The organism is uncultured Campylobacter sp., assembly GCF_905372745.1.
Lineage (GTDB): Bacteria > Campylobacterota > Campylobacteria > Campylobacterales > Campylobacteraceae > Campylobacter_A.
Window position 1 is genome coordinate 1 of the sequence record NZ_CAJPQR010000006.1, and the last position, 22304, is coordinate 22304.

Sequence of the window (22304 nt, forward strand, 5' to 3'; positions counted from 1 at the left end):
AAATTTTAGAGTTACAATTTTAAGTAAATATTGTATGTCTTATGAAAAATTTAATTTCAAATAAATAAAGCTATGATAAAATCCAAATCTAAATTTTACTCGGCAAAGCTCGCTAAATTTGAGTTCTTGCAATGCTTTAAGGATAAATTTGAAAGAAATTTTGATAACCAATGACGACGGGTTCGAGGCTAGCGGCTTGCACGCTTTAGCTAGCGCGCTGCGCGAACTACCGGACACGCGCGTCACGATAGTAGCCCCAAGCAGCGAAAAATCGGCTTGCGCACACTCTCTTACGCTAACTAGGCCTCTTCGTTTCATCAAGCTTGATGACGATTTTTACAAACTCGACGACGCTACGCCCGCTGATTGCGTCTATCTCGCGCTTCACGCGCTTTATAAAAGGCCGCCCGACCTAGTCGTAAGCGGCATAAACCACGGCGCCAACGTAGGCGAGGACATCACTTACTCGGGTACGTGCGGAGCGGCTATGGAGGGCGTTTTGCAAGGGGTTCCAAGCATAGCGTTTTCGCAATTTTATAAGAGCGACGGTATCGAAAAAACGGGCTTTTTACTCGCCGAAGATATCGTTAAATTTATCGTTTCTCGAGTGCTAAACGGCGAGATAGCGCTGCCGCCGCGCCAGTTTTTAAACGTAAATATCCCAGCCGTCTCGCCCCGCGAATTTAGAGGCTACCGCGTTGTGCCTGCTGGCAAACGCAGCTACGCCACGCACGCGATGCTTCACCGCAACCCGCGAGGCGTCGAGTATTATTGGCTCGGACAAGCCTCGAGCCTAGACTACGAGCAAAACGGCGAGTCCGATATCAGCGCGCTTAGCGACGGTTATGCCTCGCTTACTCCCATTATGCTCGATATGACGGCGCATGCGAGTCTAGCCGCGCTAAAAACCGCCCTAAAGGATCAAATTTGAACGAAGAAATTTTAGAAAAACCGGACCGCTTTACGAGGTCTCAATGGCTATTAGGCGATGATTTTAAAAAGCTTCAAAAAGCAAACGTCCTAATCTGCGGCGTAGGCGGCGTAGGCGGCGTCTGCGCGGACGCGCTGGCTAGAACAGGCGTAGGCAAACTCACTCTCATAGATAAGGATGTTTTTGATATAACCAATCAAAACCGCCAAATTTACAGCGAAGCCGTCGGCGCGGTCAAAGTCGGCGAATTTGCCGCAAGATACGAGTGCGTGACGGCGCTACAAGAGCTAATGACGCCGGAGTTTGTCGAGGATTTTGATTTTTCGCCGTTTGATCTTATTATCGACGCTATCGACGACGTGCCGGCTAAAGTCGCTCTCGCGCTAAAAACGCACGAAAAGTTAATTAGCTCTATGGGCGGCGCAAAGCGTCTCGATCCGACGCAGATCAAAGTCGCGTCCATCTGGCAGACCTGCAACGACCCGTTTGCCAAGAAAATACGAGCCGAGCTTAAAAAAGCGGGGTTTAAAGGCAAATTTGACGTCGTGTTTTCGACCGAGCTGCCAAAATGCGTGAAACTGGGCAGCTTTATGGGCGTGACGGCGTGCTTTGGGCTAAATTTAGCCGCGCTGGCGGTAAAAAAAATCATCGGCGGCAGATAAGATAATCTGCCGATAGCTTGCCTAGGCGAGCCAAATTTATGCTATCATAGCGCACCTAAAATCAAGGAAAAAAATGAAAACATGCGTCATCTTAGCCGGAGGCAAAAGCTCGCGAATGGGCCGCGACAAAACGCTGCTGCCTTTTGGCGGATTTGCGACGCTCACGCACTACGGAGCGCATAAATTCGGGCGGATTTTCGAGCGCGTATTCGTTAGCTCCAAATTTGACAAATTTAATCCGCCCCTACCGCTCGTAAAAGACGCTAACCCAGAGGAGATCTCGTGGTCAAATTTGACCCAGGCGGGCGACAAAGAGGGCGCAGAGGCAAGCTTTGCTCAAATTTGCTCGCAAGATACGGCAAATTTGAACCCAAACGCCTTTTCTCCGATGCTAGCACTTTATAGTATCCTTAAAAATTTCCCAAACGAAAGCGTCTTTATTGTCCCGGCCGACATGCCGTTCGTTAGCGAAGAGTGCGTGCGCGAGCTATATAAATTTGCCGGCGAATACGACATGGTCATCGCTGCGGACGAGTCGCATACGCACTCGCTTTGCGGGTTTTTTAGCGGGGATTTAGCGGGTGCCGCGGGCGAACTTTTTGCCGCGGGCGAGCACAAGATCGGACTTTTGCGTAGCCGCTGCCGCTGCAAGATCGTAAAATTCGCGCGCGAAGACGAGTTTTTTAACATCAACTACCAGGCAGACTACGAACAAGCCTTAAAAGAAGGAAAAATATGAAAAAAATTATCGTTTTATCGGCGATTTTGTTAAATTTAGCCCTAGTCGCCCAGGCGGAAACGCCGAAGCAAAATTTAGCCCCGCAGTCAGAAAATCCAGCCGAAAATTTAACCGAGCCGACAGCCAAAGACGAAGCCAAACGCCTCTACGAAGCCGCCGCAAAGCTCGAGCATGAAGGCGACAAAACAAGAGCCCTTCAGCTTTATAAACTGGCGGCTAAAAAGGCGATATTTACGGACGAGGACGGCGAAACGGCCGCCATGGAGCGCTCCGTGATAGCGCCCTCAGATAGCGTAGCGGACGCGCCCGTAGAGGAGCAAAAGATCGCCTCTAAAGAGCGCCCGGGAGCGAAATTTGAGAGCGGCGAGGCATACGACGTGGATGAAATTTTGGGCTTAAAAATGCACCATCTAAACTACCTCTTGCCCGCAACCTACGCGTTTAACGACGTTGAGGGTAGGCGCAGATTTGAGACTGCTTTTCAGATCAGCTTGCAAAAGCCGCTGTTTTACGACGTGTTTGATATGAACGAAACGATCTCGGCGGGCTACTCGCAAAGCTCGTGGTGGCAGACGGCTAAGAGTTCTACGCCGTTTCGCGAGACCAACTATCGCCCCGAGATTTTCGTGACCGTCCCAATGAGATTTGAGGCGCTACCGAGTCTTGACTACCTACGCGCGGGGCTTTTGCACGAGAGTAACGGCCAGGGCGGCGAGAAGTCTCGCTCGTGGAACCGCGTCTATCTCGAGGCCAAACTTTACGCCGGCAGCCTCGTCGTGATCCCGCGAGCGTGGGCGCGCATCCCTGAGAGCAAGGGCAGCGACGATAACCCAGACATCGAAAAATACCTCGGCAACATGGATATAAATTTCGCCCTGCCATACCGCGGCCACGTCTTTACGGCGATGGTGCGAAACAACCTGCATTTTGATAAAACCAACCGCGGCGCGGGCGAGCTTGGATGGCTATTTCCGTTTGGCAAGAGCGGCGTATACGGCTACGTGAAGTACTTTACGGGATACGGCGAGAGCCTCATCGACTACAATCGCCACACCGATAAAGTCGGTATCGGCTTTGCGATTTTAAAATAAAAAGCTGCCGCGCTCAGGCGGTGCCGACAGAATAAAAATCGCGGCAAAACAACCCAAAGCGATAAGTCAAATTTGCCCGAACAAACAAGCGCGGCAAATTTGACGAGCAGGCAATGCGCATAGCAAAGCGCGAGAGTAAATTTTAAAAATTACAAACGCGACGCGATCTTTAAATTTACGCAAGGTCGCCGCCGCAACATAAGCGCAAAACCCAAGGAGATAGATGAAAAATTTATTAAGACTTTTTATCGTCTTGACCTGCGCGACCTCGCTGTAAGCAGGCGGCAACTACGCACCCCGGCAGCAAAACGACGAGCTAATCGCAACCTATGAGATATTTTTTAGTACGACCTGCGCAACGGCGAAAAGGACGAGAACGGCAAAATACGCAACAGACTCTACGTCACCTAGCTAGATGCGAGCGGCGCGCAGCTAAATCGCTACGTCATCGACGAGGCGGACGAACGGTACAAGCGCAAGATCCCGGACAACCCATCCACGAAGCTAAAAATCTCGCTTGTCGTCCGCAAAAACGAGTGCTGGGTGCTACTCGAAGTCTACTCAAAAGAGCACCGAAACTCACCTACGTTCACGGCCGAAAGGTGCCTGTGGAGCGGGCTAGAAAAGGAGCTACTGGAGCTTTTTGACGCGGGCGAGGCGCTAAAACTGTAGCGAAAAACCAAACGCTTCGACGCAAATTTGGGCTTTTTTACCGAAAATAACATAGCCGAATACCGCAAAAACGGCAAACCGTCGTATAAGGAATTTGTTAGCGTTCGAACGGGCAAAAAAGAAACGACTTTTGAAAAATAAGGCGACAGCGGTCGCCTGCACAGCCGCGCATACCAGATAGGGGGCGAGTCTGCGTATTTTGAGTTTTTCTACCCAAACGGCAAGCTAAAAAGCGTGATAGACCAGCGCCAAACGATCGGCAAGCCGCTTAGCGAGGCGGGTAAAATACAAAAAGAATCTAACGAAAAAGGTGAGCTCGTAAAAGAGGTCGTAACCGACGCAAAAGTGGGCGCGGCGACTACGAAATTTTACGGCGAAAACGGCGAAATCATAAAAACCCAAACAAAAAAACTCAGATAAACTAGATGCGGACAAAGACATGTTTTTAGAGCTAGACCAAATCGCTCGCAAGCTAGACGATATCTACCTACCTCTGGAGCGAGAGGGCATAACGGGCATGAGGCTGCTAGCACAAAACGATGCCGACGCGTCCACGCGGGCGCTAGAAAATGCGCAAGAGGCTCTAGGCATCAAATTTCCGCTTGCGCTTTCGCGGCTAGTTTGCAAATTTGACTTGGGCAAATTTGAGGTTTGCAACGTACGCTTTGGCGCAGGCGGCGACTACGCTAGTGAGCTTGTGCGGCTAAACAGCACAGACGAATACGGCGGTAAATGGTGGCGGGGCGATACGCGCCCTACAAATTTGATAGTTTTTACCGTGGGCGATCCGTGGATTTTTTTGCTTGATTGCGCGGACGGCGCGATTTATGCGTGACTACTCGGAGACGAAGAGCTTTGCGGTAGGCGCGTTGCGAGCGATTTTGAGAGATTTTTTAGAGCGCTTGCCGGTATCGATATCGCGCGACTAAGCAAAAAGGCCGTACCTTGCGCGGAAGAAATCGCTAAATTCGTCCAGGTTGACGACGATAAGGCGCTTGAGTTTTGGCGAGAAACGGCAGAAATTTGATAAATTTCAGCGCAAGCGGCTTTGGCGACAAATTTAACTAACCTCAAAACTCTAAATACGGCGATAACCGCTGCAAATTTTAACTCCTAGTTTACAAATTTCACCCGAAAACCGGGTTAAATTTATATTACTTTTTGCATTTGGGTGCTAAATTTGAGCTCAAATTTGCCGCAAATTCGGCATATAAATTTAAAAAGGTAAAAAATGATAACCGCAAAAGCTCTTTACGCATCCGCTCGCCTTAGATCGCTACCGCTTAGCGTCTCGGGCGTGTTGCTGGGCAGCGGCGCGGCATACGGCGCGGGCGTATTTAGAGCCGATATTTTCGCGCTGGCGCTACTTACGACGTTGCTGTTTCAGGTACTAAGCGACTACGCCAACGACTACGGCGACGCGGTAAAAGGCACCGACGACGATGGTAGGCTGGGGCCGCGCCGAGCGATCCAAACGGGGCAGATGAGCACCGAGCAGATGAAGCGCGTCATCGTCGCTACGGCGCTACTTGCGGCATTTTCTAGCCTCGCGCTGAGCGTTTTGGCGTTTGGCGAGCGGTTTTATCTCGTGTTGCTGTTTTTGGCGCTTGGCGGTGCGTCGATATTTGCTGCGATCCGCTACACCGTGGGCGCGGACGCGTACGGCTACAAGGGGCTTGGCGACGTTTTCGTGTTTTTATTTTTTGGGTTACTTAGTGTGCTGGGCTCGTACTTTTTATACGCGCGCGCGCTCGATGCGGCGCTACTGCTGCCTGCGTGCGCGTGCGGGATGCTAAGCACCGCCGTGCTAAATCTAAACAACATGCGCGACGTCCAAAACGACGCGCTCAAGGGCAAGCGCACGATCCCCGTTCGTATCGGGCTGCGCGCGGCTAAGCTCTATCACTATGCGCTGATCGCGGGCGGGGCGGGTCTAATGCTCTGCTACTCGCTTTTGCGCGGTGAGCAGGGCGTGAGACTGCTCTACGTAGCTAGCTTTGCGCCGCTTATTTGGCATCTCTTTTTCGTCTTAAAAGTGAGGGAGTGCCGCGACTTCGACGAGCAGTTAAAGGTCGTCGCGCTCTGCACGTTTGCGATGTCGGTGCTGTTTTTTATCGGGGAAATTTTGGGCTAAGATTTACTTTGGCGCACGCGGTTTATCAAATTTACCGTATCGCGAGCGATTTTGCCGATTTTAAGCATTAAATTTAACCCTCAAGCATGTCGCACCGCCCGGTTTTTATTATTTACTAGCCAGAGTTTTTCGGTATAGATTTGTCGCGCAAATTTAGTCCAAAACGCGGCAAAAGCTATGTATTTACCTTTTTTAAATACACTTTCAAAAATTTACAAGGAGAAAAAATGAAAAAACTAATCAAATTTTCGCTAGCAGCAGCGCTAGCAGCGAGCTTCGCAAACGCCGCAGTCTATGAGATCGACCCGGCGCACAGCAGCGTCGGCTTTAAGATCAAGCACCTAAGCATATCAAAAGTAAGCGGCAATTTCGGCAAATTTAACGCCGTGATCGACTACGACAAAAACGCCAAAGAGCTCAAAGCGCTCGAGGCCACCATCGAAACCGCCTCGGTAAATACGCAAAATGACAAGCGCGACGAGCACCTACGCAGCGCGGATTTTTTCAACGCGGACAAATTTGACAAAATCACCTACAAGATGGTCAAATTTGAAAAAGAAAGCGACACTGAAGGCAAGGTCGTGGGCACGCTCACGATGCACGGCGTCACTAAGCCCGTGGTGCTAAAATTCGAGCTTGGCGGCTTTACTGCGAATAAAAACGGTAAGGAAAAAATCGGCTTTAGCCTAGAGGGCGAGACCAAACGCAAGCTCTTTGAGATCGGGCTGGATACCTCCGATATCACGCTATCGGACAAAGTCGAGCTAGAAATCGAAGTCGAAGCCAAGGAAAAATAAACCTGTAACAAATTTAACCAAAGCCTGTTTTTCGGGCTTTGGCTTGTTAAATTTTGGATTTTTGGCCTAGATTTTTGTAAATTTAGGCTCGCGCTACAACTCGGCGCAAAATCCGCATAGCAAAACTCAAACTAGAAATTGATTTACTAGATCAATTTACAAATTTAAAATCCGCGAAACTGCCGCACCGAAAGGTAAATTTGCGGCAAAATGCAAAGCATCCACCCAAGCTCGCAAATCATACTAAGCGATCAAACGCGACCAAGCCGGCAAACCGATAAATTCGCCGGCCCCGTCGCCGTAACAAAGCGTAAATTTACCCCTTACGCCCTAGCAAATATAGCCTCAAAGCCTGCTGGGCCGTCATTTTTAGATTGCGCGTTGCTGTTTGCTTATCCATCGCCTCTTCTAGACTCACAGGTTCGTTTAATACGCTAAAAAACGCGTCGATGCCGTTTTCGTTACAGCCGCCCGCGCACGGCGACACGCTGCCAGCTAGCGCGATGACGGGTTTGCCGTATTTTTTGGCGATCTTCGCCACTCCGGTCGGGGTCTTGCCCATCGAGCTTTGAAAGTCCAGTCGCCCCTCGCCGGTGATGACTAGATCGGCGTTTTTCACGTCTTCTTCGAGGCGGATTTCCTCCATGATGATATCGATGCCGGGCTTTAGTTTGGCGTTTAAGTAGCTAACGAACCCGTATCCTAGCCCGCCTGCCGCGCCCGCGCCCTTGAAGTTCCAAAATTCGCTCGAAAAGTGCTCGCTCGTCGCGCTCGCAAAGCTAATAAGACCAGCGTCTAGATCCTTTACCATCTGCTCGTCCGCACCTTTTTGCGGGCCGTAAACGTAGGCCGCGCCGTTTTTGCCAAACAGAGGATTATCCACGTCGCAAGCCACTAGAAACTCGCACTCTTGCAGCTCGGGCGCTACGTTTTTGTTTGAGATTTTTGTGATTTTTATGAGGTTTTCGCCTTTACCATCGAGCAGCTCGCCGTTTTCGTCAAAAAACTCGTATCCCAGCGCGCTTAGCATGCCCGTGCCCGCGTCGTTCGTAGCGCTGCCGCCGATACCCACGATAAATTTACGCGCACCCTTGCTAATAGCATGCAAAATCATCTGCCCAAAGCCGTAAGTGCTCGTTTTCATCGGGTTTCTGTGCTCTTTTTCCACCAGCATGAGCCCGCTAGAAGACGCCATCTCAAGGATACCCAGTTCGCCCGCTAGCGCGTATCTGGCGGGGATCTTTTCGCCGAGAGGATTTTGCACGATGACGTCGATAAACTCGCCATCTAGCGCGTCTGCTAGCGCCACCACGCTACCCTCGCCGCCGTCCGCGATGGGCTTAACCGTCACCTCGTCGGTCTCGCCGGCTAAGGCTTCTATGCCCTCTTTTACGGCGTTGCCGGCCTCGAGGGAGCTGAGGGAGCCTTTAAATGAGTCGATTGCTATTAGAATTTTCATCTGTTTTCCTTTTTTGTTAGCGGCTCGTCTTTTTTCTTTATACATCGTTAGAAATTTCGCCGAAACTCGGTTACATACTATGTGTATGCGCCCTCGCTCGGCTCATTTCCGCCTCGTCTAAAGGAAAAATACCTCGCCTTAAATTTTACGGACTGATTTTATCAAATTTAGTTTTAAATCGCGAGCCAAATTTGGCTTCATTGCAAATTTAAAAACGTGCGGCGCGATAGCGCCACATAAACCTGCACGCAGTGCAGCAACCTCTCACGTCGTAGGGGTTGGGGGATTGTTAAGGGGGAAGGGAGCGACTTCGTAATTCAAGCCCCTTCCCCCTTAACAAAAAAGCTTAGCGCGTAATGCCAAATTTTATTAAATAAAATTTGGCATTTTCAAGATGCGGGTCTGGGCGGACAAATTTGAAAATTTACCGTTCATACCGTAAAGAGTGCAGTCTCGTTGCGCCAAAACCGCACTCAAATTTAGCCGTCAAATTTACAGCAAAATAAGCGACGCTACCCAAACGCTCGCCATACCCACGATACCCATTATAAAAGTAAGCATCGTCTGAGTCTTGTAGCCCTGCTCCGGCGACATCTTGCTAAAGTTCGTAACGACCCAGAAGTAGCTATCGTTAGCGTGCGAAACCGTCATCGCGCCCGCGGCGATCGCCATCACCGTTAGCACCGCGCCCATCTCGCTAGTTAGCCCCAGCGCGCTCATCATCGAGCCGCTATCGGTGAAAAGCCCCATGATAGAGGCCGTCGTAGTGAGCGCCACGGTCGAGCTGCCCTGAGCTGTCTTGATGATAGCCGAGATAACAAATGGGAAAAATATACCCACGGTGCCGATGAGATGGGCATTTGCCTTCATAAACTCGACAAATCCGGCCTTAGCGATGACGTTACCTAGCACGCCGCCCGCAGCCGTGATGAAAAGGATCGGTCCGACGATCTTTAGCGTCTCGTTAGTCATGAGGTTAAATTCGCCAAGCTTGCCCGTTTTAGCCAGCAAGATAACGGCAAATAGCACGCCAACGCCGAGCGCGATGATCGGATTGCCTAAAAATAAAACGAAATTCGCAAACGAGCCTTTTAGCTTTAGTATCGAGACGACCGAACCCAGCGCCATCAGCAAAATCGGCATAAAAATCGGCGCCAAGCTCAAAAACGCGCAAGGCAGCTTACCGTGCTCTTTGATGATCTCGTCGTAGCTCTTGCCCACTTCGGCCAGATCCTCTTTTAGGCTCACTTTTGCGCCGATAGTTTTAGCAAAAAGATAGCCCGCGATGAGAACCGGTATCGAAACGACCACACCCACGGCGATGACTAGTAGCAGGTTGTGGCCCACGCCCACGAGTCCGGCAGCCGCTATCGGGCCCGGCGTCGGCGGTATAAACACGTGCGAGGTGTATAGGCCGCACGAGAGCGCGACCGCCATCGCTACGGGGTTGGCGCCGATTTTTTCCTTTATTGCGCGACGGATCGGATCTAGTACCACAAAGCCGCTATCGCAAAAGACCGGGATACCGACAATCCAGCCCATGATGAGCATGGCTAGCTCGGGGCGTTTGTCGCCTACGCAGCGCACGACCATGTCGGCCAGCTTTAGCGCCGCACCCGTCTTTTCTAGCGCCATACCGATAAGTGCGCCAAGGATAATGACGATGCCTATGCTTTTAAATATCCCGCTAAATCCCTCTCCGATGATCGCGGGAACCTTGACCAGGTCGATACCCGCTACGACGGCAAGAGCCAGCGAGACGAGCATGATCGCTATAAAGGGGTGAACCCCAAACTTAGAAATCAGCACGATCATAACGACGACCGCTATGACGAAGCAGACGATGAGAGCAATACCGCTCATAACAGCTCCTTTCGGATAAAATTTTTACTTAACGCAATATTACCTAAATTTGTTTTTAAAATATCTAAATTAGATTTGAAATTTTAGTTTCATTTTATAATGTGTGCAAATTCGGCAGATTAGCGGTCTCGTTTTAAGCTAGTTTTAGCCCATAAGCGCACAAGCAAAGCGATCTCCTCTCAGACCTCCGCTTTGCTCGCAGCGACGAATACTAAATTTAGGCTTTGCGGCGATTTTACCGACTTGGCTAGGTTTAGTCTTTTGCCAGCCGCCTTAAACCCGCATCTTTACGGCGCAAACGAAAATATAATTACGCTGCTTTGGCTGAAAATTTACCGCAGGTCAGGTTTATAAAGTAGCTAAATTTAAGCGACCCTTGTTTTAATTTCTTGCGTGTTGTCGCTAAATTTTAAGAGGCTTTGGGCAGAGATAGCGTGATTAATAAAATAGCCGGCAGAGCCAAGCGCGAGATTAAATTTTATCTGCAAAATTTAGCTAGTCGCATGGATAAATTTTAAAAATTTAAACCCGCAAAGCGGCCGTTTTAAAGTGCCGATTAAAAGCGTGCGTTAATTTCGCCAAAGCTCTTTCGCAAATTTAGCCTACGCACTATTTTTCTGCGCGAATTTCACGCTTGCGTAGAGGTAGCTTGCAAGCCCTAGCGCGCCCAGTATCGCGCCCGCCTCGCCTATGTGTTCAAGCCCGAATCTCGTTGCGATCTGATGCCCCAAAAGCGCTCCGCCGCCGATGCCTACGTTGTAGATAGCCGAGTAGATCGATATCGCGACGTCGGTAGCGTCGGGAGCTAGCGCCAAAACCCTAATCTGCAAGCAGAGTCCAAAGCCGGAAATACCTATCCCCCAGACGAAAGCCGCCAGCAGCAGCGCTACGTCATTTGCGACAAAAAGCTTTAGCGTCAGCGCCGAAGCTAGGATAAAGAGGATCGAGCAGATCAAAAAGGCGTTTGGAAAAGAGCGGTAAAGCTTTGAAAAAAGCACGCTAGCAAGAATGCCCGAAGCGCCAAATGCTAGCAGGACGTAGGTTACAAAGTGATCGCCTGCGGTATTAAATTTCGCCACGAAGGGCTCGACGTAGCTGTAAGTCGTAAAATGCGCGCCTACGATCAAAAACGTCAGTAGATACAAAGCAAGCAGCATCGGACGCCTTGCAAGCATCGGCAAACTCGCAAGAGAGCCCGCGCGGCGACTCGGTAAAAACGGTAAAATTTTCCAAAGAAACAGCGCCTCCGCTGCCGCAAGCGCGCCGATCGCAAAAAACGTAATCCTCCAACCCAAAAGCTCGCCGACCACGCGCCCCAAAGGAAGCCCTAAAACCATCGCAAGCGAGGTGCCCAAAGCCAGCATGCCGATGGCCTGCGAGCCTTTATTTATCGGCGCTAGGCGCACGACGAGCGATGAGATGATCGACCAAAAGATCGCGTGCGAAATCGCGATACCAAGGCGCGCGATTACCAAAACGGCAAAATTCCACGCAATGGCGGCCAGGACGTGGCTTAGCGTAAATAGCACAAAAAGCCGCAAAAGCAGCCTCTTGCGTTCGAGCTTCGAGGTTAGCAGCATCAGCGGTAGCGAAAGGATGCTCACCGCCCACGCGTAGATCGTGATGATTAGCCCCGTACTTGTAACGTCCATCTCAAAATCCGCCGCGATGTCGCTTAGCAGAGCCACGGGGATAAATTCCGTCGTGTTAAAAATAAAGGCGGCAACCGCTAGCAAGGTAACTCTTACGTAGGCGATTCTATGGACGTTCATCGGTTTTCTTTCTTGAACTTTTTAATTTTGCTTCAAATTTAACCGATTTTGCGATTTTAGCGCCCGAATCGTTTCAAATTTATACTCCAGACCTATATCGCTTTTGGGTTAAATTTCAAGCGGAAATTATAGCTAAATTTAACCCCGCCTAGTCTATAAAACTCGACCAAATGCGCTTTTTACGCCTCGAAATAAAATACGCTTTACTGAGCGCTCAAAGCCTCAAATTTTACTTCAGCTCGCCCCAATCCTTCGCCACGTTTAGGCTCGTTTTTAGCGGCACGTTTAGTTTGTAAATTTCTTGCATTATTTTTTGCGCCGCCGCGCCGAACTCCTCGGCATAACCGTCCTGCACCTCGAAAATCAGCTCGTCGTGTATCTGCAAAAGCATCCTAGCGCGCGGGCTTAAAAGCGGACGGATTTTTACCATCGCCATCTTGATGATATCGGCAGCCGAGCCCTGAAATATCGTATTTACCGCCTCGCGCTCATACATCGCAGTTTGCATCGGCGTCGCGGTAGTAAAGTCAAACAGCCGCTTCCTACCCAGCAGCGTGCGCACGAAGCCCTCGTTTTTGGCAGCGGTTTTTATCCCTTCTAAAAAGCCCTTTATCGTAGGGAAAGCTTTAAAATAGCGCTCGATATATTCCTTTGCCTCGGCACGCGTGATGCTTACCTGATTTGCCAACTTGCTCGAGCCCATGCCGTAGATGAGGCCAAAATTTATACTCTTTGCCACCGCGCGGTTTTGCCCCTCTGCACTGCCGAATATACTAATCGCCGTGCGCGCGTGGATGTCCTCGTCGTTCGCAAACGCCCGCAAAAGCGCCTCGTCGCGGCTAAAATGCGCGAGTAGTCGTAGCTCGATCTGCGAGTAGTCAAGTCCCACGAAGCTAAAGCCGCTTTTAGCCTCAAAGCAGCCTCGCACGTCCTTAGCTAGGTTGCCGCGAGCCGGGATATTTTGCAAATTTGGATTTTTAGACGATAGCCTGCCCGTGCTCGTTCCCGTCTGGATAAAGTTCGTGTATATCCTGCTATTAGCGTCTTTTTTAGCCAAATTTAGCAGCGGTTCGCAGTATGTGCTTTGCAGCTTGTATAGCTCGCGGTACTCGAGCAGCTTAGAGATGACGGGGTGCTCCTCGATGAGCTCGGCTAGCACTGCCTCGTCGGTGCTGTAGCCCGTTTTGGTCTTTTTCTTTACGGGTAGTTTTAGGTGCTCAAACAGCACTTCTCCTAGCTGTTTAACGGAGTTGATATTAAAATTTTCGCCCGTTAGCTCGTAAATTTCGGCTGTCAAGGCCTTGATCTTAGCGTCGTTTTTTAGGATCAAATTTTGCATTTTCCCCTGATTTATCGCGATACCCTCACGCTCCATATCAAAAAGCGTGAGGATGAACGCAAACTCGTGCGTATCGGCGAGCGCGAGCAGCTCGGGATCAAGCAAATTTAAAAAGCTTTTGTAAAATTTCAGCGTTATCCAAGCATCCTCGGCGGCGTATTTTGCGGCGTTTTCCAGCGCCACGGACGCGAAGGTCTCGCCGCGCTTTACCACGTCTTCAAATTTGATCGTGTCGTAGTCGTAGAGCCGCTTGGCTAGCGCGTCCATACCCACGCTTGAGCCCGGATCCATGAGCCAGGCTAGTATCATCGTATCTTTAAAATTTACGGGCGGCTCAAGCCCCAGATTTCGCTTTACGACCTTAAAATCGTACTTTAAATTTTGCCCGATCACGCAGCCTTTGTAAATTTGCCCTATCGCCCAGGCGGCAAATTTCTCGCTTACTTGCTTCGGCGCGCCCAAATACTCGTGAGCCACCGGCACGTAGTAGGCCTCCTCGTCGTTAAAGCAAAAGCTAAAGCCGACCAGGCGGGCATTTTGCGTATCGACGTCCGTGGTCTCGGTGTCAAACGCCACGAGCGTGTCTGCGTCTATATTTGCCAGCAGTCGCTCGATTTCATTCTCGTCCGTTAAGAGCCGCGCGTTAAAGCCGAGCTTAAATTCCGCGTTTTCGCCTGTGTTTTCGCCATTTTGCAGCGCTTTTAAAAGGCGGTTTAGATCGTATTCGCGCAGAGTATCGGCGACTTTTACGAGCGGATTTTGCTCGGGAAATTCCGCCCTTTTTAGATCGAGCACGTCAGGCACGTCGTCAAAGAGCGATGTTAGGCGCTTGCTCAAAAACGCGCTTTCTCGGCCCTCGGCAAGCATACCGCGGATACGTTCGTTTCGCACTAGCGGCAGGTTTTCGTAGATATTTTCTAGATTGCCGAACTCGTTTAGCAGCTTTTTCGCGCCGACTGCGCCTATGCCTTTGACGCCGGGGATATTATCCGAGCTATCGCCCGCGATCGCGAGAAAATCGCGTATGCAGCTTGGCGGAACGCCGTATTTTTCTATGCAGCTAGCGCTATCGTGGTCGATCTTGCTTTGGGGACTGTAGATGCTTACCTTGCCGTCCTCGATGAGCTGATAGAGGTCCTTATCGTGCGTCACGATACGTACGAATATATCCCGCTGCTTGCACTCCTTTACGACGCTAGCGATGATGTCGTCGGCCTCGTAGCCTTCACGGCTAACCGCGGCTAGACCCATTTTTTCTATCATTTCTATGCACACGGGCAGCTGCTCTTTTAGCGCGGCGGGCGGCTCGGAGCGGTTGGCTTTGTATTCGCCCAGGATCTCGTGGCGCAGCGTTTTGCCCTTGCTATCTAGCGCAAAGATGATATAGTCGCTGGCAAACTCCTGGCGTAAATTCATGATAAAGCTAGCAAAGCCGCTCACCATGCCGCTTGGCTTGCCCTCGCGGTTTTTTAGTCCGCTCATCGCGTAGTAAAGTCTGAAAAAAAATCCGAAAGTGTCGATGATCGTTAGCGTCTTTTGGCTCATTTTTTATCCTTTTTTTGGGCTAATTTTACAAATTTTAGGCAAAAAGTAGGCTGATTTTTGATTTTATTTTAAAAGGACGAGAAAATAAAAACGCGGATACCGGCATACCCGCGTAAATCGGCGTAAATTTAATCTCGCAACCGCTTTACAAGCACTCCGCGCTCCGCGCGATAGTCCGCGCTAGAGCCGCAAAATCGCCTGCGTGCTGGGCGACTAAATTTGGGCTTTAAGCCCGAAAATCATAAATTTAAACGTAAAAAAGAGGCAAATTTAGCCTATTTTGCGCGAGATATTTTAAAAATCTACAAAAATCCCCGCAGGCGCTATCAACCGACTTATCCTCATAAATATTGCGCCAAGGCTTAGATTTTAGCGCTTTGTAGTTTGTTTGAGGCACTACTTGGCTAGTTTTTTAGGATATATTTTTCTTGCCGTTAGGGTAAAAGTCTAAATTTGCGCGCCTATAGTTCCTCGCCGCGCTCTATTTTCTATGATTTTTGCATAAATTTTAGATGTTTTGCGGCGTCTGCGAGCAAATTTTCTAAGCCTGCGTGCGAGATATTTTTTATATCAAATATGTCCGTTACGCCGTTTATATCGTAAATATAAATTCGCCAAACGTCTTTGCCGCGCGCAAAAATCATTGCAAATTTCACGCGCGCAGCGTCCGTTTCCTCAGCTTCCTTTGGAGTGCGGTTATCTTGGAGTTAGCCGTAAATTTTCTTTAAATTCGCAAGATTTGCGCTCAAATTTAAAAGCAGCATATCGGCCGTTACTAGTCTAGCCATCGCAGTGGCTACGACGCTGCCGCGTACTCCGATACACGGATCGTGCCGCCCGCGTAGCTCGCAGATGACGTCCTCTACGCGCACGTTTTGCGTCGGTTGAGATAAAAATATCGACGGGGTCGGCTTAAAATGCGTCTTTATCATGACCTCTTGCCCGCTCGTCATGCCGCCCAGCGTTCCGCCCGCGTGATTTGAGGCAAATCCGAATTTCTCGCCCGAATTTGAGCCGCGGCAAGCGCTTTTAAATTCGTCAAATTTGCCGCCGTTTAAATTTGCTAGCTCGCCCGCGCCGTCAAGAGTAGAGTCGTCAGAGCTACACAAATTTACGCCCGCATGCGCCGCGCCCATCGAGTCGTTATTTTGGCTGCCGCGCATCTTGCTAGCACTTACGCCTTCGCCGATCTCTACGGCTTTGACTCCGTTTATGCCCATCATCGCAGCCGCGATTGCCGCGTCAAATTTATAGTATAGCCCCTCGCCAAGCCCGGCCGACGCGCCGCGGATAACCGTCGCGACGCTAGCTCCGACGCTGTCGTGCCCCTGCTTGGCTTTTAGGATTTCCTCTTTCATCGCCTCTTCGTTACCAAGCGAAAATATCTCCGAGCGCGCCGCCAGCTCAAAATCCAGCTGCCCGCCGCACGAAATTTCACCTACGCTAGCCACGCCGCTTTGCACGCTGACGCCAAACTCGCCCAGTAAAATTTGAGCTATCGCTCCGCCTGCCACGCGCACGGCCGTCTCTCTAGCCGAGCTGCGTCCACCGCCTCGGTGGTCGCGGATGCCGTATTTTCGGTAGTAGGCGTAGTCGGCGTGCCCCGGACGAAAGAGCTCGCGTAAATTTTCGTAATCGCCAGATTTTTGATTTTCGTTTCGGATGATAAAACCGATCGGAGTGCCCGTGCTGACGCCTTCAAACACGCCGCTTAAAATCTCCACACGGTCGCCTTCGCTCCTAGCCGTGGCAAATTTCGAGCCGCCAGGTTTTCGTTTGTCAAGCTCGCTTTGGATAAATTTTAAATCAATACGCACGCCAGCAGGAAAGCCGTCTAGCACGCCGCCGATCGCCGCTGCGTGACTCTCGCCAAACGTCGTTAGCGTTAGTTTGCGCCCAAAGGTATTCACTTGCCCTCTCCTAAAATTTCAAGCGCGGTTTTGGCGGCTTTTTGCTCGGCTTCTTTTTTGCTCTTGCCCGCGGCTCGCGAGATCTCGCGCTCGTTTAGCATTAGCGCGATCTCAAATTCTTTCTTGTGATCGGGGCCTTTTGAGCCGACCAGCACGTATTTTGGTATCTCGGCGAAGCGCGCTTGAGTTAGCTCTTGCAGCGCGGTTTTGTAGTCCTTGACCATGCGGTCGAAATTTATATCGGGGTAGCATCTCTCAAAGGCTTTTAGGCTAGCCGCGCGCACGGCGTCAAAGCCGCTTTCTAGGTAGATCGCGCCCATCAGCGCCTCAAAGGCGTCTGATAAGATTGATGCTTTTAACCGTCCGCCGTTGTGCTCCTCAGCCGGCGAGATATTGATGAGCTGGCCCAAATTTAGATATTTGGCGAGCTCGGCAAAGCTTTTTTCGTTTACGAGTGCGGCTCTTAGTTTGCTTAGATCGCCTTCGCTTAGGCGCGAAAATTTGTGAAAAAGATAATCTCCGATCACCAGATCCATCACCGCATCGCCCAAAAACTCGAGCCTTTCGTTGTTTGCGCCGCCTTTTACGCTTTTGTGCGTGAGCGCGGTTTTTAGCAGCTTTTCGTCTTTAAATTTATATCCTAATTTCTCTTCCAAATTTCGCATTATTCGCCTTTTAAGCTATTTTTTATCTTTACGGCTTGCTCGCGCGCCATCTCGTCGCAAAGCTCGTTTTGCGGGTGTCCGGCGTGGCCTTTGACCCAGATCGCTTCGACCTCGTGCGGCTTGCTTGCGCTTAGATACTCCTGCCACAGCGGCACGTTTTTTACGTTTTTAAAGTTTTTTTTGACCCAGCCCTCTAGCCACGCATTTACGGCGTTTGCGACGTATGAGCTATCGGTGTAGAGCTTCACGCGGCAGGGCTGCTTTAGCGCCTTTAGCCCTTCGATCGCGGCGCGCAGTTCCATTTGATTATTCGTCGTATGTACCTCGCCGCCGCTTGCCGTTTTTTTGTGTTCGCCGTACTCTAGGATGTACGCCCAGCCGCCCGGCCCAGGGTTATCCAGACACGAGCCGTCGCTAAAAAGGCATACTGTTTTCATCGGGTTTTTCCGTGATGTGAGGCAAAATTTGCACGCTGCCTAGCTCGCTACACATCGGACAGCGGTAAAAATGCATCGGAAAGGCGTTTTTGCAGCTCTTGCAGACGTAGTTAAAGCTAAGCGCGGCCTTGTCGTAGTTTGCCGCTTTTAGCTTCTTTAAAACCTCTAACTCAAAGCCAAGCGGCGCGCCGTCCTCGTCGCTCATGCCTTTGACGAAAAACAGGCTCTTGTACTCGGGATCGGCTAAATTTACGGGCATATTTTGATAATAAACCAAATCCAAAACGTCCCCTAACGGCGGGAAATCGCTAAAATCCTTAAGCCCCGAACCGTTTAAATTTAGCCTCTCCATCGCCATTCGGCGCACGAGCGCAAATTCGTCCTTTAGCGCTAAAATTTCGTTGATTTTGGCCGCTTCGTCTTTGCTTTTATCCGCTAAAATTTGCAGCGCCTTTATGTAGGCCGTCTGCGCTCTCACGCCATCGCCGAGCTCCTGCAGCGCGTCCAAGGCCTGTAGCGCGCCCACATAATCTTTTAGTTTTTCGAAAATTATCGTTAGGGATTTTAGCGCGATTTGATTTCGCGGAGAGATTTTTAGCGCCTCTAAAAAGACGCTTTTTGCGCGCTCTAAAAAGCCCGCCTTAAAATAAGTCTGGCCAAGATCGGTAAAAATTTGCTCCTTTGCCGCGCGGTTTTTAGCCCGCTCCAAAGCCACGGCATAGACGTTGATAGCCTTTTCAAAATATCCGCTTTTTGAAAAAGTCCCCGCCAAAAAGCACATCGTAGCCGTATCTGCGCCCGAGTTTATCAAAAGCTGCTTGTTTTCGTCGCTCAGGCCTTGAGATTTGCCGAATTTTTTCAAAAATCCAGCGATCTCCGCCTTTTCGTCCTTGCTCTTAAAAACGCCCCACGCATAGCTAAAAACGGCGATCACGAGCACCGCGGCGACTAGCACCACGAGACCGAAAATCGGGTCTCTAAATTCGATAAAAAATATATCCAAAATGCCGCTTTCTAAAGTCAAATTTAACGCCGATTATAGCAAAACGATTGTATAATCTCGCTTATGATCGACCCAAAATCAATAGAAAGACTAAAAGCGCAAACCGATATCGTCGATGTCGTCGGACACTATCTGCCGCTGAAAAAAAGCGGAGCGAACTTCGTGTGCGTATGCCCGTTTCACGACGATAAAAACCCAAGCATGAGCGTGAGCCCGTCGCGCGGAATATTTCACTGCTTTTCGTGCAAAGCCGGCGGCGACGCGATCAAATTCGTGATGGACTACGAAAAGCTAAGCTACCCCGAAGCCGTCGAAAAGATCGCGGGGTTGCAAAATTTCACCCTAAACTACGTGCGCGGCGGCGAACCGGCGAAGGAAAACAAGCACATCCTAGAAAACGCAAACGCCTTTTATCGCTCGCTGCTCTATAAAACTCCAGCAGCCGTCGAGTATTTGTATTCGCGCGGTATCACCGATGAGCTAATAGATAAATTTGAACTAGGTTTCGCGCCTGAGAGCGCGCAGACGATAAGGCTACTGCAAAACGATCAAATCGAACCCAAAGAAGCCCTAGAAATCGGCATCGTAAAGCAAAACGAAAACGGCATTTACGCGAGTTTCATAAACCGCATCACCTTTCCTATCTACACGCACGCGGGACGGCTAGTGGGCTTTGGCGGACGCACGATCAGCGGCAACCCCGCTAAATACGTAAATTCGCCACAGTCCGCGGTCTTTGATAAATCAACGCTTTTTTACGGCTACCACCTGGCAAAGCGCGAAATTTTCGCCAAAAATCAGATCATAATCACCGAAGGCTACATGGACGTCATCATGCTGCACAAGGCTGGCTTTAACAACGTCGTAGCCGTGCTTGGAACCGCGCTCACGACCAAGCACCTGCCGCTTTTAAAACGCGGCGAGATTAGCGTCATCTTGTGCTTTGATGGCGACGATGCGGGCATAAACGCCGCGACGAAGTCCGCTCTGCTGCTCGCGCAAAACGAAATCGACGGCAGCGTCGTTATTATCGAGGGCGGCGCAGACCCCGCAGATATGGTCGTCGCGGGAAAGATAGAGTATCTGCGGCAAATTTTTGAAAGCGGCACGGAGATCGGAGAATTTTACATCAGGCATCTAGCTAGCGGCTTTGACCTCTCGCGCCCCGTACAAAAGCAAAAGGCGCTAGAAACGATCCAGGCCTTTACCGCGAGTCTAAAGCCCGTCGTCGCAAACTCCTATGCGCCGCTCGTGGCTAAAATTTTAAAGATAGCCGAGGGGTCGTTTTGGCTTTCTCGCGGATCAAATTCGGCGGCGCGGCAAGGCTACGGCAGGACGGAGCAAAACGCGCAGGGTTACGAAACGCAAAATTTACGGGCAAACTCGGGACGCAAAGACCCGCTAGAAATCCAAATTTTAAAAACGATGATAGAAAACGAGAGTCTAAAAAAATTTATTTTAGAAAATTTAAAGCCCGATTATTTCGCGCGCCACAGGGCAGTCTACGAAGCGATCGCGGCTGGAGCAGACGCGAACGATCCGTCCGTGCGCGAGATAATATTTGAAAAATACGAGGCGTTTAAAAACGAGGAGGAAATTTTACAAAACCTAAAATTTTTTAAAACAAGATTTTACAAAAATTTATACAAAAAGTATTCGGCGTCGCAAATCTCGCTAGAAGAAAAGCAACCGATACTAAAAAAAATCAACGAAATTTTAAAGGAACTTAAAAAATGAAAGCATTAGTTTTATTTAGCGGCGGGCTTGATAGTATGATCTCTATCAAGCTGCTGACAACCCAAGGCATCGAAGTTACGGCGATCCATATCGACATCGGCTTTAGCGGCGACGAGAAAAAGGCGGAAATTTTACGCCGCCGCGCAAACGAAGCCGGAGCCGAGTTTAAGATCGTAGATATCAGAAACGAATACCTGCGCGAGGTGCTTTTTACGCCAAAGCACGGCTACGGCAAGCACTTTAACCCCTGCATCGACTGCCACGGATATATGTTTAAAACGGCGCTTGCGATGATGAGCGCGGAGGGCGCTAGCTTTATCGCGACGGGCGAGGTGATCGGCCAGCGTCCGATGAGCCAGAGGCGCGACGCGATGGCGCAGGTCAAAAACGCCGCCGGCGACGAGGAGGATCTCATCTTGCGCCCGATGTCCGCGCAGCTGATGAAACCCACAAAACCCGAGCGCGAGGGCTGGGTCGATCGCAGTAAGCTGCTAGGCATCAGCGGGCGCGACCGCAAAAGACAGCTCGCGCTTGCCAAGGAATTTGGCTTTAGCGAATTTGAGACGCCAGGCGGCGGGTGCTTGCTCACGATCGAGAGCTTTTCAAACAAAATCAAAGATTTCGTCAAATTTGACCCGGATATGACTAGCGCAGATATGCAGCTGCTGCGTATCGGGCGGCATCTGCGCCTGGCAAACGGCACCAAAATGGTCATCGGCCGCGACGAAAACGACAACGCCAAACTGCTAGCTCTAAATAATCCGAAATTTACGCAGATCAAATTCGACGAGAGCGTCGTGGGCGCGACTAGTCTCGTGGAGGCTAAATTTAACGAGTCTGATCTCGAGTTTGCCGTGCGGCTGGCGCTTGCTTATACCAAGGCGGATAAAGACGCGGCGGTGCGAGCTAGGATCGGCGAGCGCGAGATTTGCGTGAAGCCTTTTGAGAGCAAAGAGCCCGCGCAGGGGTTTTTTGTAAATTAAATTTAAGCATTTAGATTAAAGCTGCGTGTCCTCGTTAAATTTTGCGGATTAAATTTAAAAAATGCGCGAGATAGTTTAAAATCGTAAGCTAAATTTAAGAGCTTGAAGTTTTAAAATCATCCGCAAAAAGCAACCTATCGACTAAATTTGGCGGCTAAATTGGGCGGTTTAACCGTAAGCCGCATTAGCGAATTTTACCTTAGCTCGCGGTCACTTAGCCAAAACTATCGGCGCTAAAACCGGACTTTGGGCTTTAATCTACTAAAGCAAAAAGAGGCTAGACGCAAATTTAAACGCATTGATAAAGATGTCTTCTTGGCTTAAATTTACCCTTATAGCGCGCTTAAAGCAAGCAGAGCCGTAAAACTCGCTCTTGCGGTAAAAGCTAAATTTCGGTTGCAAAACGCTTTTGGCGGCGATTTAAAAGATGCGATTTTAAGTGGTATATCAATCGCGCGCTGATTTGGCTTATTTATTGAGCTAAATTTAGCTAGGGGACGCACCCGGTGACGGGGTTTTATTTTTAAGATTTAGCTTACTTTTTGAGCTAAATTTAGCTTGCATA

The 22304-nt window shown here is 50.0% G+C and carries 20 protein-coding genes; 11 read left to right on the forward strand and 9 right to left on the reverse strand.

Going from position 1 to position 22304, the window contains the following annotated elements; translation table 11 throughout:
• Window positions 1-148 precede the first annotated feature (148 nt).
• From surE to QZ157_RS02715, 9 genes are all read left to right on the forward strand, one after another.
• Complete coding sequence (surE, locus tag QZ157_RS02675; protein ID WP_295141444.1) at window positions 149-931, forward strand: 5'/3'-nucleotidase SurE; 783 nt, start codon at window positions 149-151, stop codon at window positions 929-931.
• Window positions 928-1593: a tRNA threonylcarbamoyladenosine dehydratase gene (locus QZ157_RS02680; protein WP_295141447.1), complete on the forward strand. Its 666-nt coding sequence runs from the start codon at window positions 928-930 to the stop codon at window positions 1591-1593. The genes surE and QZ157_RS02680 overlap by 4 nt, the downstream gene beginning before the upstream one ends.
• Before the next feature lie 73 nt (window positions 1594-1666).
• Window positions 1667-2332 carry a molybdenum cofactor guanylyltransferase gene (locus tag QZ157_RS02685; RefSeq protein WP_295141450.1) on the forward strand — a complete coding sequence of 222 codons (666 nt, stop codon included), beginning with the start codon at window positions 1667-1669 and terminating at the stop codon, window positions 2330-2332.
• Entirely contained in the window at window positions 2329-3423 is a 1095-nt protein-coding gene (locus tag QZ157_RS02690) for a phospholipase A (RefSeq protein WP_295141454.1), read from the forward strand. The genes QZ157_RS02685 and QZ157_RS02690 overlap by 4 nt, the downstream gene beginning before the upstream one ends.
• A gap of 543 nt (window positions 3424-3966) precedes the next feature.
• Window positions 3967-4095, forward strand: coding sequence for a hypothetical protein (locus QZ157_RS02695; RefSeq protein ID WP_295141457.1), 129 nt, complete (start codon window positions 3967-3969; stop codon window positions 4093-4095).
• A gap of 234 nt (window positions 4096-4329) precedes the next feature.
• The gene (locus QZ157_RS02700) at window positions 4330-4515 is read left to right on the forward strand and encodes a hypothetical protein (RefSeq protein WP_295141460.1); all 186 of its coding nucleotides are present in this window, start codon (window positions 4330-4332) and stop codon (window positions 4513-4515) included.
• Between the two features lie 19 nt (window positions 4516-4534).
• Entirely contained in the window at window positions 4535-4930 is a 396-nt protein-coding gene (locus tag QZ157_RS02705) for an SMI1/KNR4 family protein (RefSeq protein WP_295141463.1), read from the forward strand.
• A 396-nt stretch (window positions 4931-5326) separates the two neighbouring features.
• A complete protein-coding gene (menA, locus tag QZ157_RS02710) occupies window positions 5327-6229 on the forward strand; it encodes a 1,4-dihydroxy-2-naphthoate octaprenyltransferase (protein WP_295141471.1) in 903 nt (300 codons plus the stop codon).
• Between the two features lie 227 nt (window positions 6230-6456).
• Complete coding sequence (locus QZ157_RS02715) at window positions 6457-7026, forward strand: YceI family protein (RefSeq protein ID WP_295141474.1); 570 nt, start codon at window positions 6457-6459, stop codon at window positions 7024-7026.
• A gap of 316 nt (window positions 7027-7342) precedes the next feature.
• Here QZ157_RS02715 and QZ157_RS02720 read toward each other — a convergent pair whose 3' ends face one another.
• The 9 genes from QZ157_RS02720 to QZ157_RS02760 form a co-directional block, all read right to left on the reverse strand.
• Window positions 7343-8485, reverse strand: coding sequence for a glycerate kinase (locus QZ157_RS02720; protein WP_295141475.1), 1143 nt, complete (start codon window positions 8483-8485; stop codon window positions 7343-7345).
• A gap of 492 nt (window positions 8486-8977) precedes the next feature.
• On the reverse strand, window positions 8978-10348 hold the full coding sequence (locus QZ157_RS02725; RefSeq protein ID WP_295141477.1) for a GntP family permease: 1371 nt from the start codon (window positions 10346-10348) through the stop codon (window positions 8978-8980).
• 602 nt (window positions 10349-10950) lie between these two features.
• Window positions 10951-12120 carry a sugar transporter gene (locus QZ157_RS02730; RefSeq protein WP_295141479.1) on the reverse strand — a complete coding sequence of 390 codons (1170 nt, stop codon included), beginning with the start codon at window positions 12118-12120 and terminating at the stop codon, window positions 10951-10953.
• A 229-nt stretch (window positions 12121-12349) separates the two neighbouring features.
• The gene (gene polA / locus QZ157_RS02735; protein WP_295141481.1) at window positions 12350-15004 is read right to left on the reverse strand and encodes a DNA polymerase I; all 2655 of its coding nucleotides are present in this window, start codon (window positions 15002-15004) and stop codon (window positions 12350-12352) included.
• Between the two features lie 488 nt (window positions 15005-15492).
• A complete protein-coding gene (locus QZ157_RS02740; protein WP_295141483.1) occupies window positions 15493-15660 on the reverse strand; it encodes a hypothetical protein in 168 nt (55 codons plus the stop codon).
• A 51-nt stretch (window positions 15661-15711) separates the two neighbouring features.
• Window positions 15712-16914 carry a chorismate synthase gene (gene aroC, locus QZ157_RS02745; RefSeq protein WP_295141485.1) on the reverse strand — a complete coding sequence of 401 codons (1203 nt, stop codon included), beginning with the start codon at window positions 16912-16914 and terminating at the stop codon, window positions 15712-15714.
• On the reverse strand, window positions 16911-17579 hold the full coding sequence (gene rnc / locus QZ157_RS02750; protein WP_002946070.1) for a ribonuclease III: 669 nt from the start codon (window positions 17577-17579) through the stop codon (window positions 16911-16913). Before rnc ends, aroC begins: the two co-directional genes overlap by 4 nt.
• Window positions 17579-18016 (reverse strand): ribonuclease HI, encoded by a 438-nt coding sequence (rnhA, locus tag QZ157_RS02755; protein ID WP_295141490.1) that lies wholly within the window; start codon window positions 18014-18016, stop codon window positions 17579-17581. Before rnhA ends, rnc begins: the two co-directional genes overlap by 1 nt.
• Entirely contained in the window at window positions 17994-19019 is a 1026-nt protein-coding gene (locus QZ157_RS02760) for a hypothetical protein (RefSeq protein WP_295141493.1), read from the reverse strand. Before QZ157_RS02760 ends, rnhA begins: the two co-directional genes overlap by 23 nt.
• A 63-nt stretch (window positions 19020-19082) precedes the next feature.
• On the opposite strand from QZ157_RS02760, the gene dnaG reads away from it, so the two are divergent.
• Together dnaG and QZ157_RS02770 are read left to right on the forward strand one after the other, a co-directional pair.
• The gene (gene dnaG, locus QZ157_RS02765; protein ID WP_295141496.1) at window positions 19083-20756 is read left to right on the forward strand and encodes a DNA primase; all 1674 of its coding nucleotides are present in this window, start codon (window positions 19083-19085) and stop codon (window positions 20754-20756) included.
• Complete coding sequence (locus QZ157_RS02770; protein ID WP_295141498.1) at window positions 20753-21739, forward strand: argininosuccinate synthase domain-containing protein; 987 nt, start codon at window positions 20753-20755, stop codon at window positions 21737-21739. The genes dnaG and QZ157_RS02770 overlap by 4 nt, the downstream gene beginning before the upstream one ends.
• Window positions 21740-22304 lie beyond the last annotated feature (565 nt).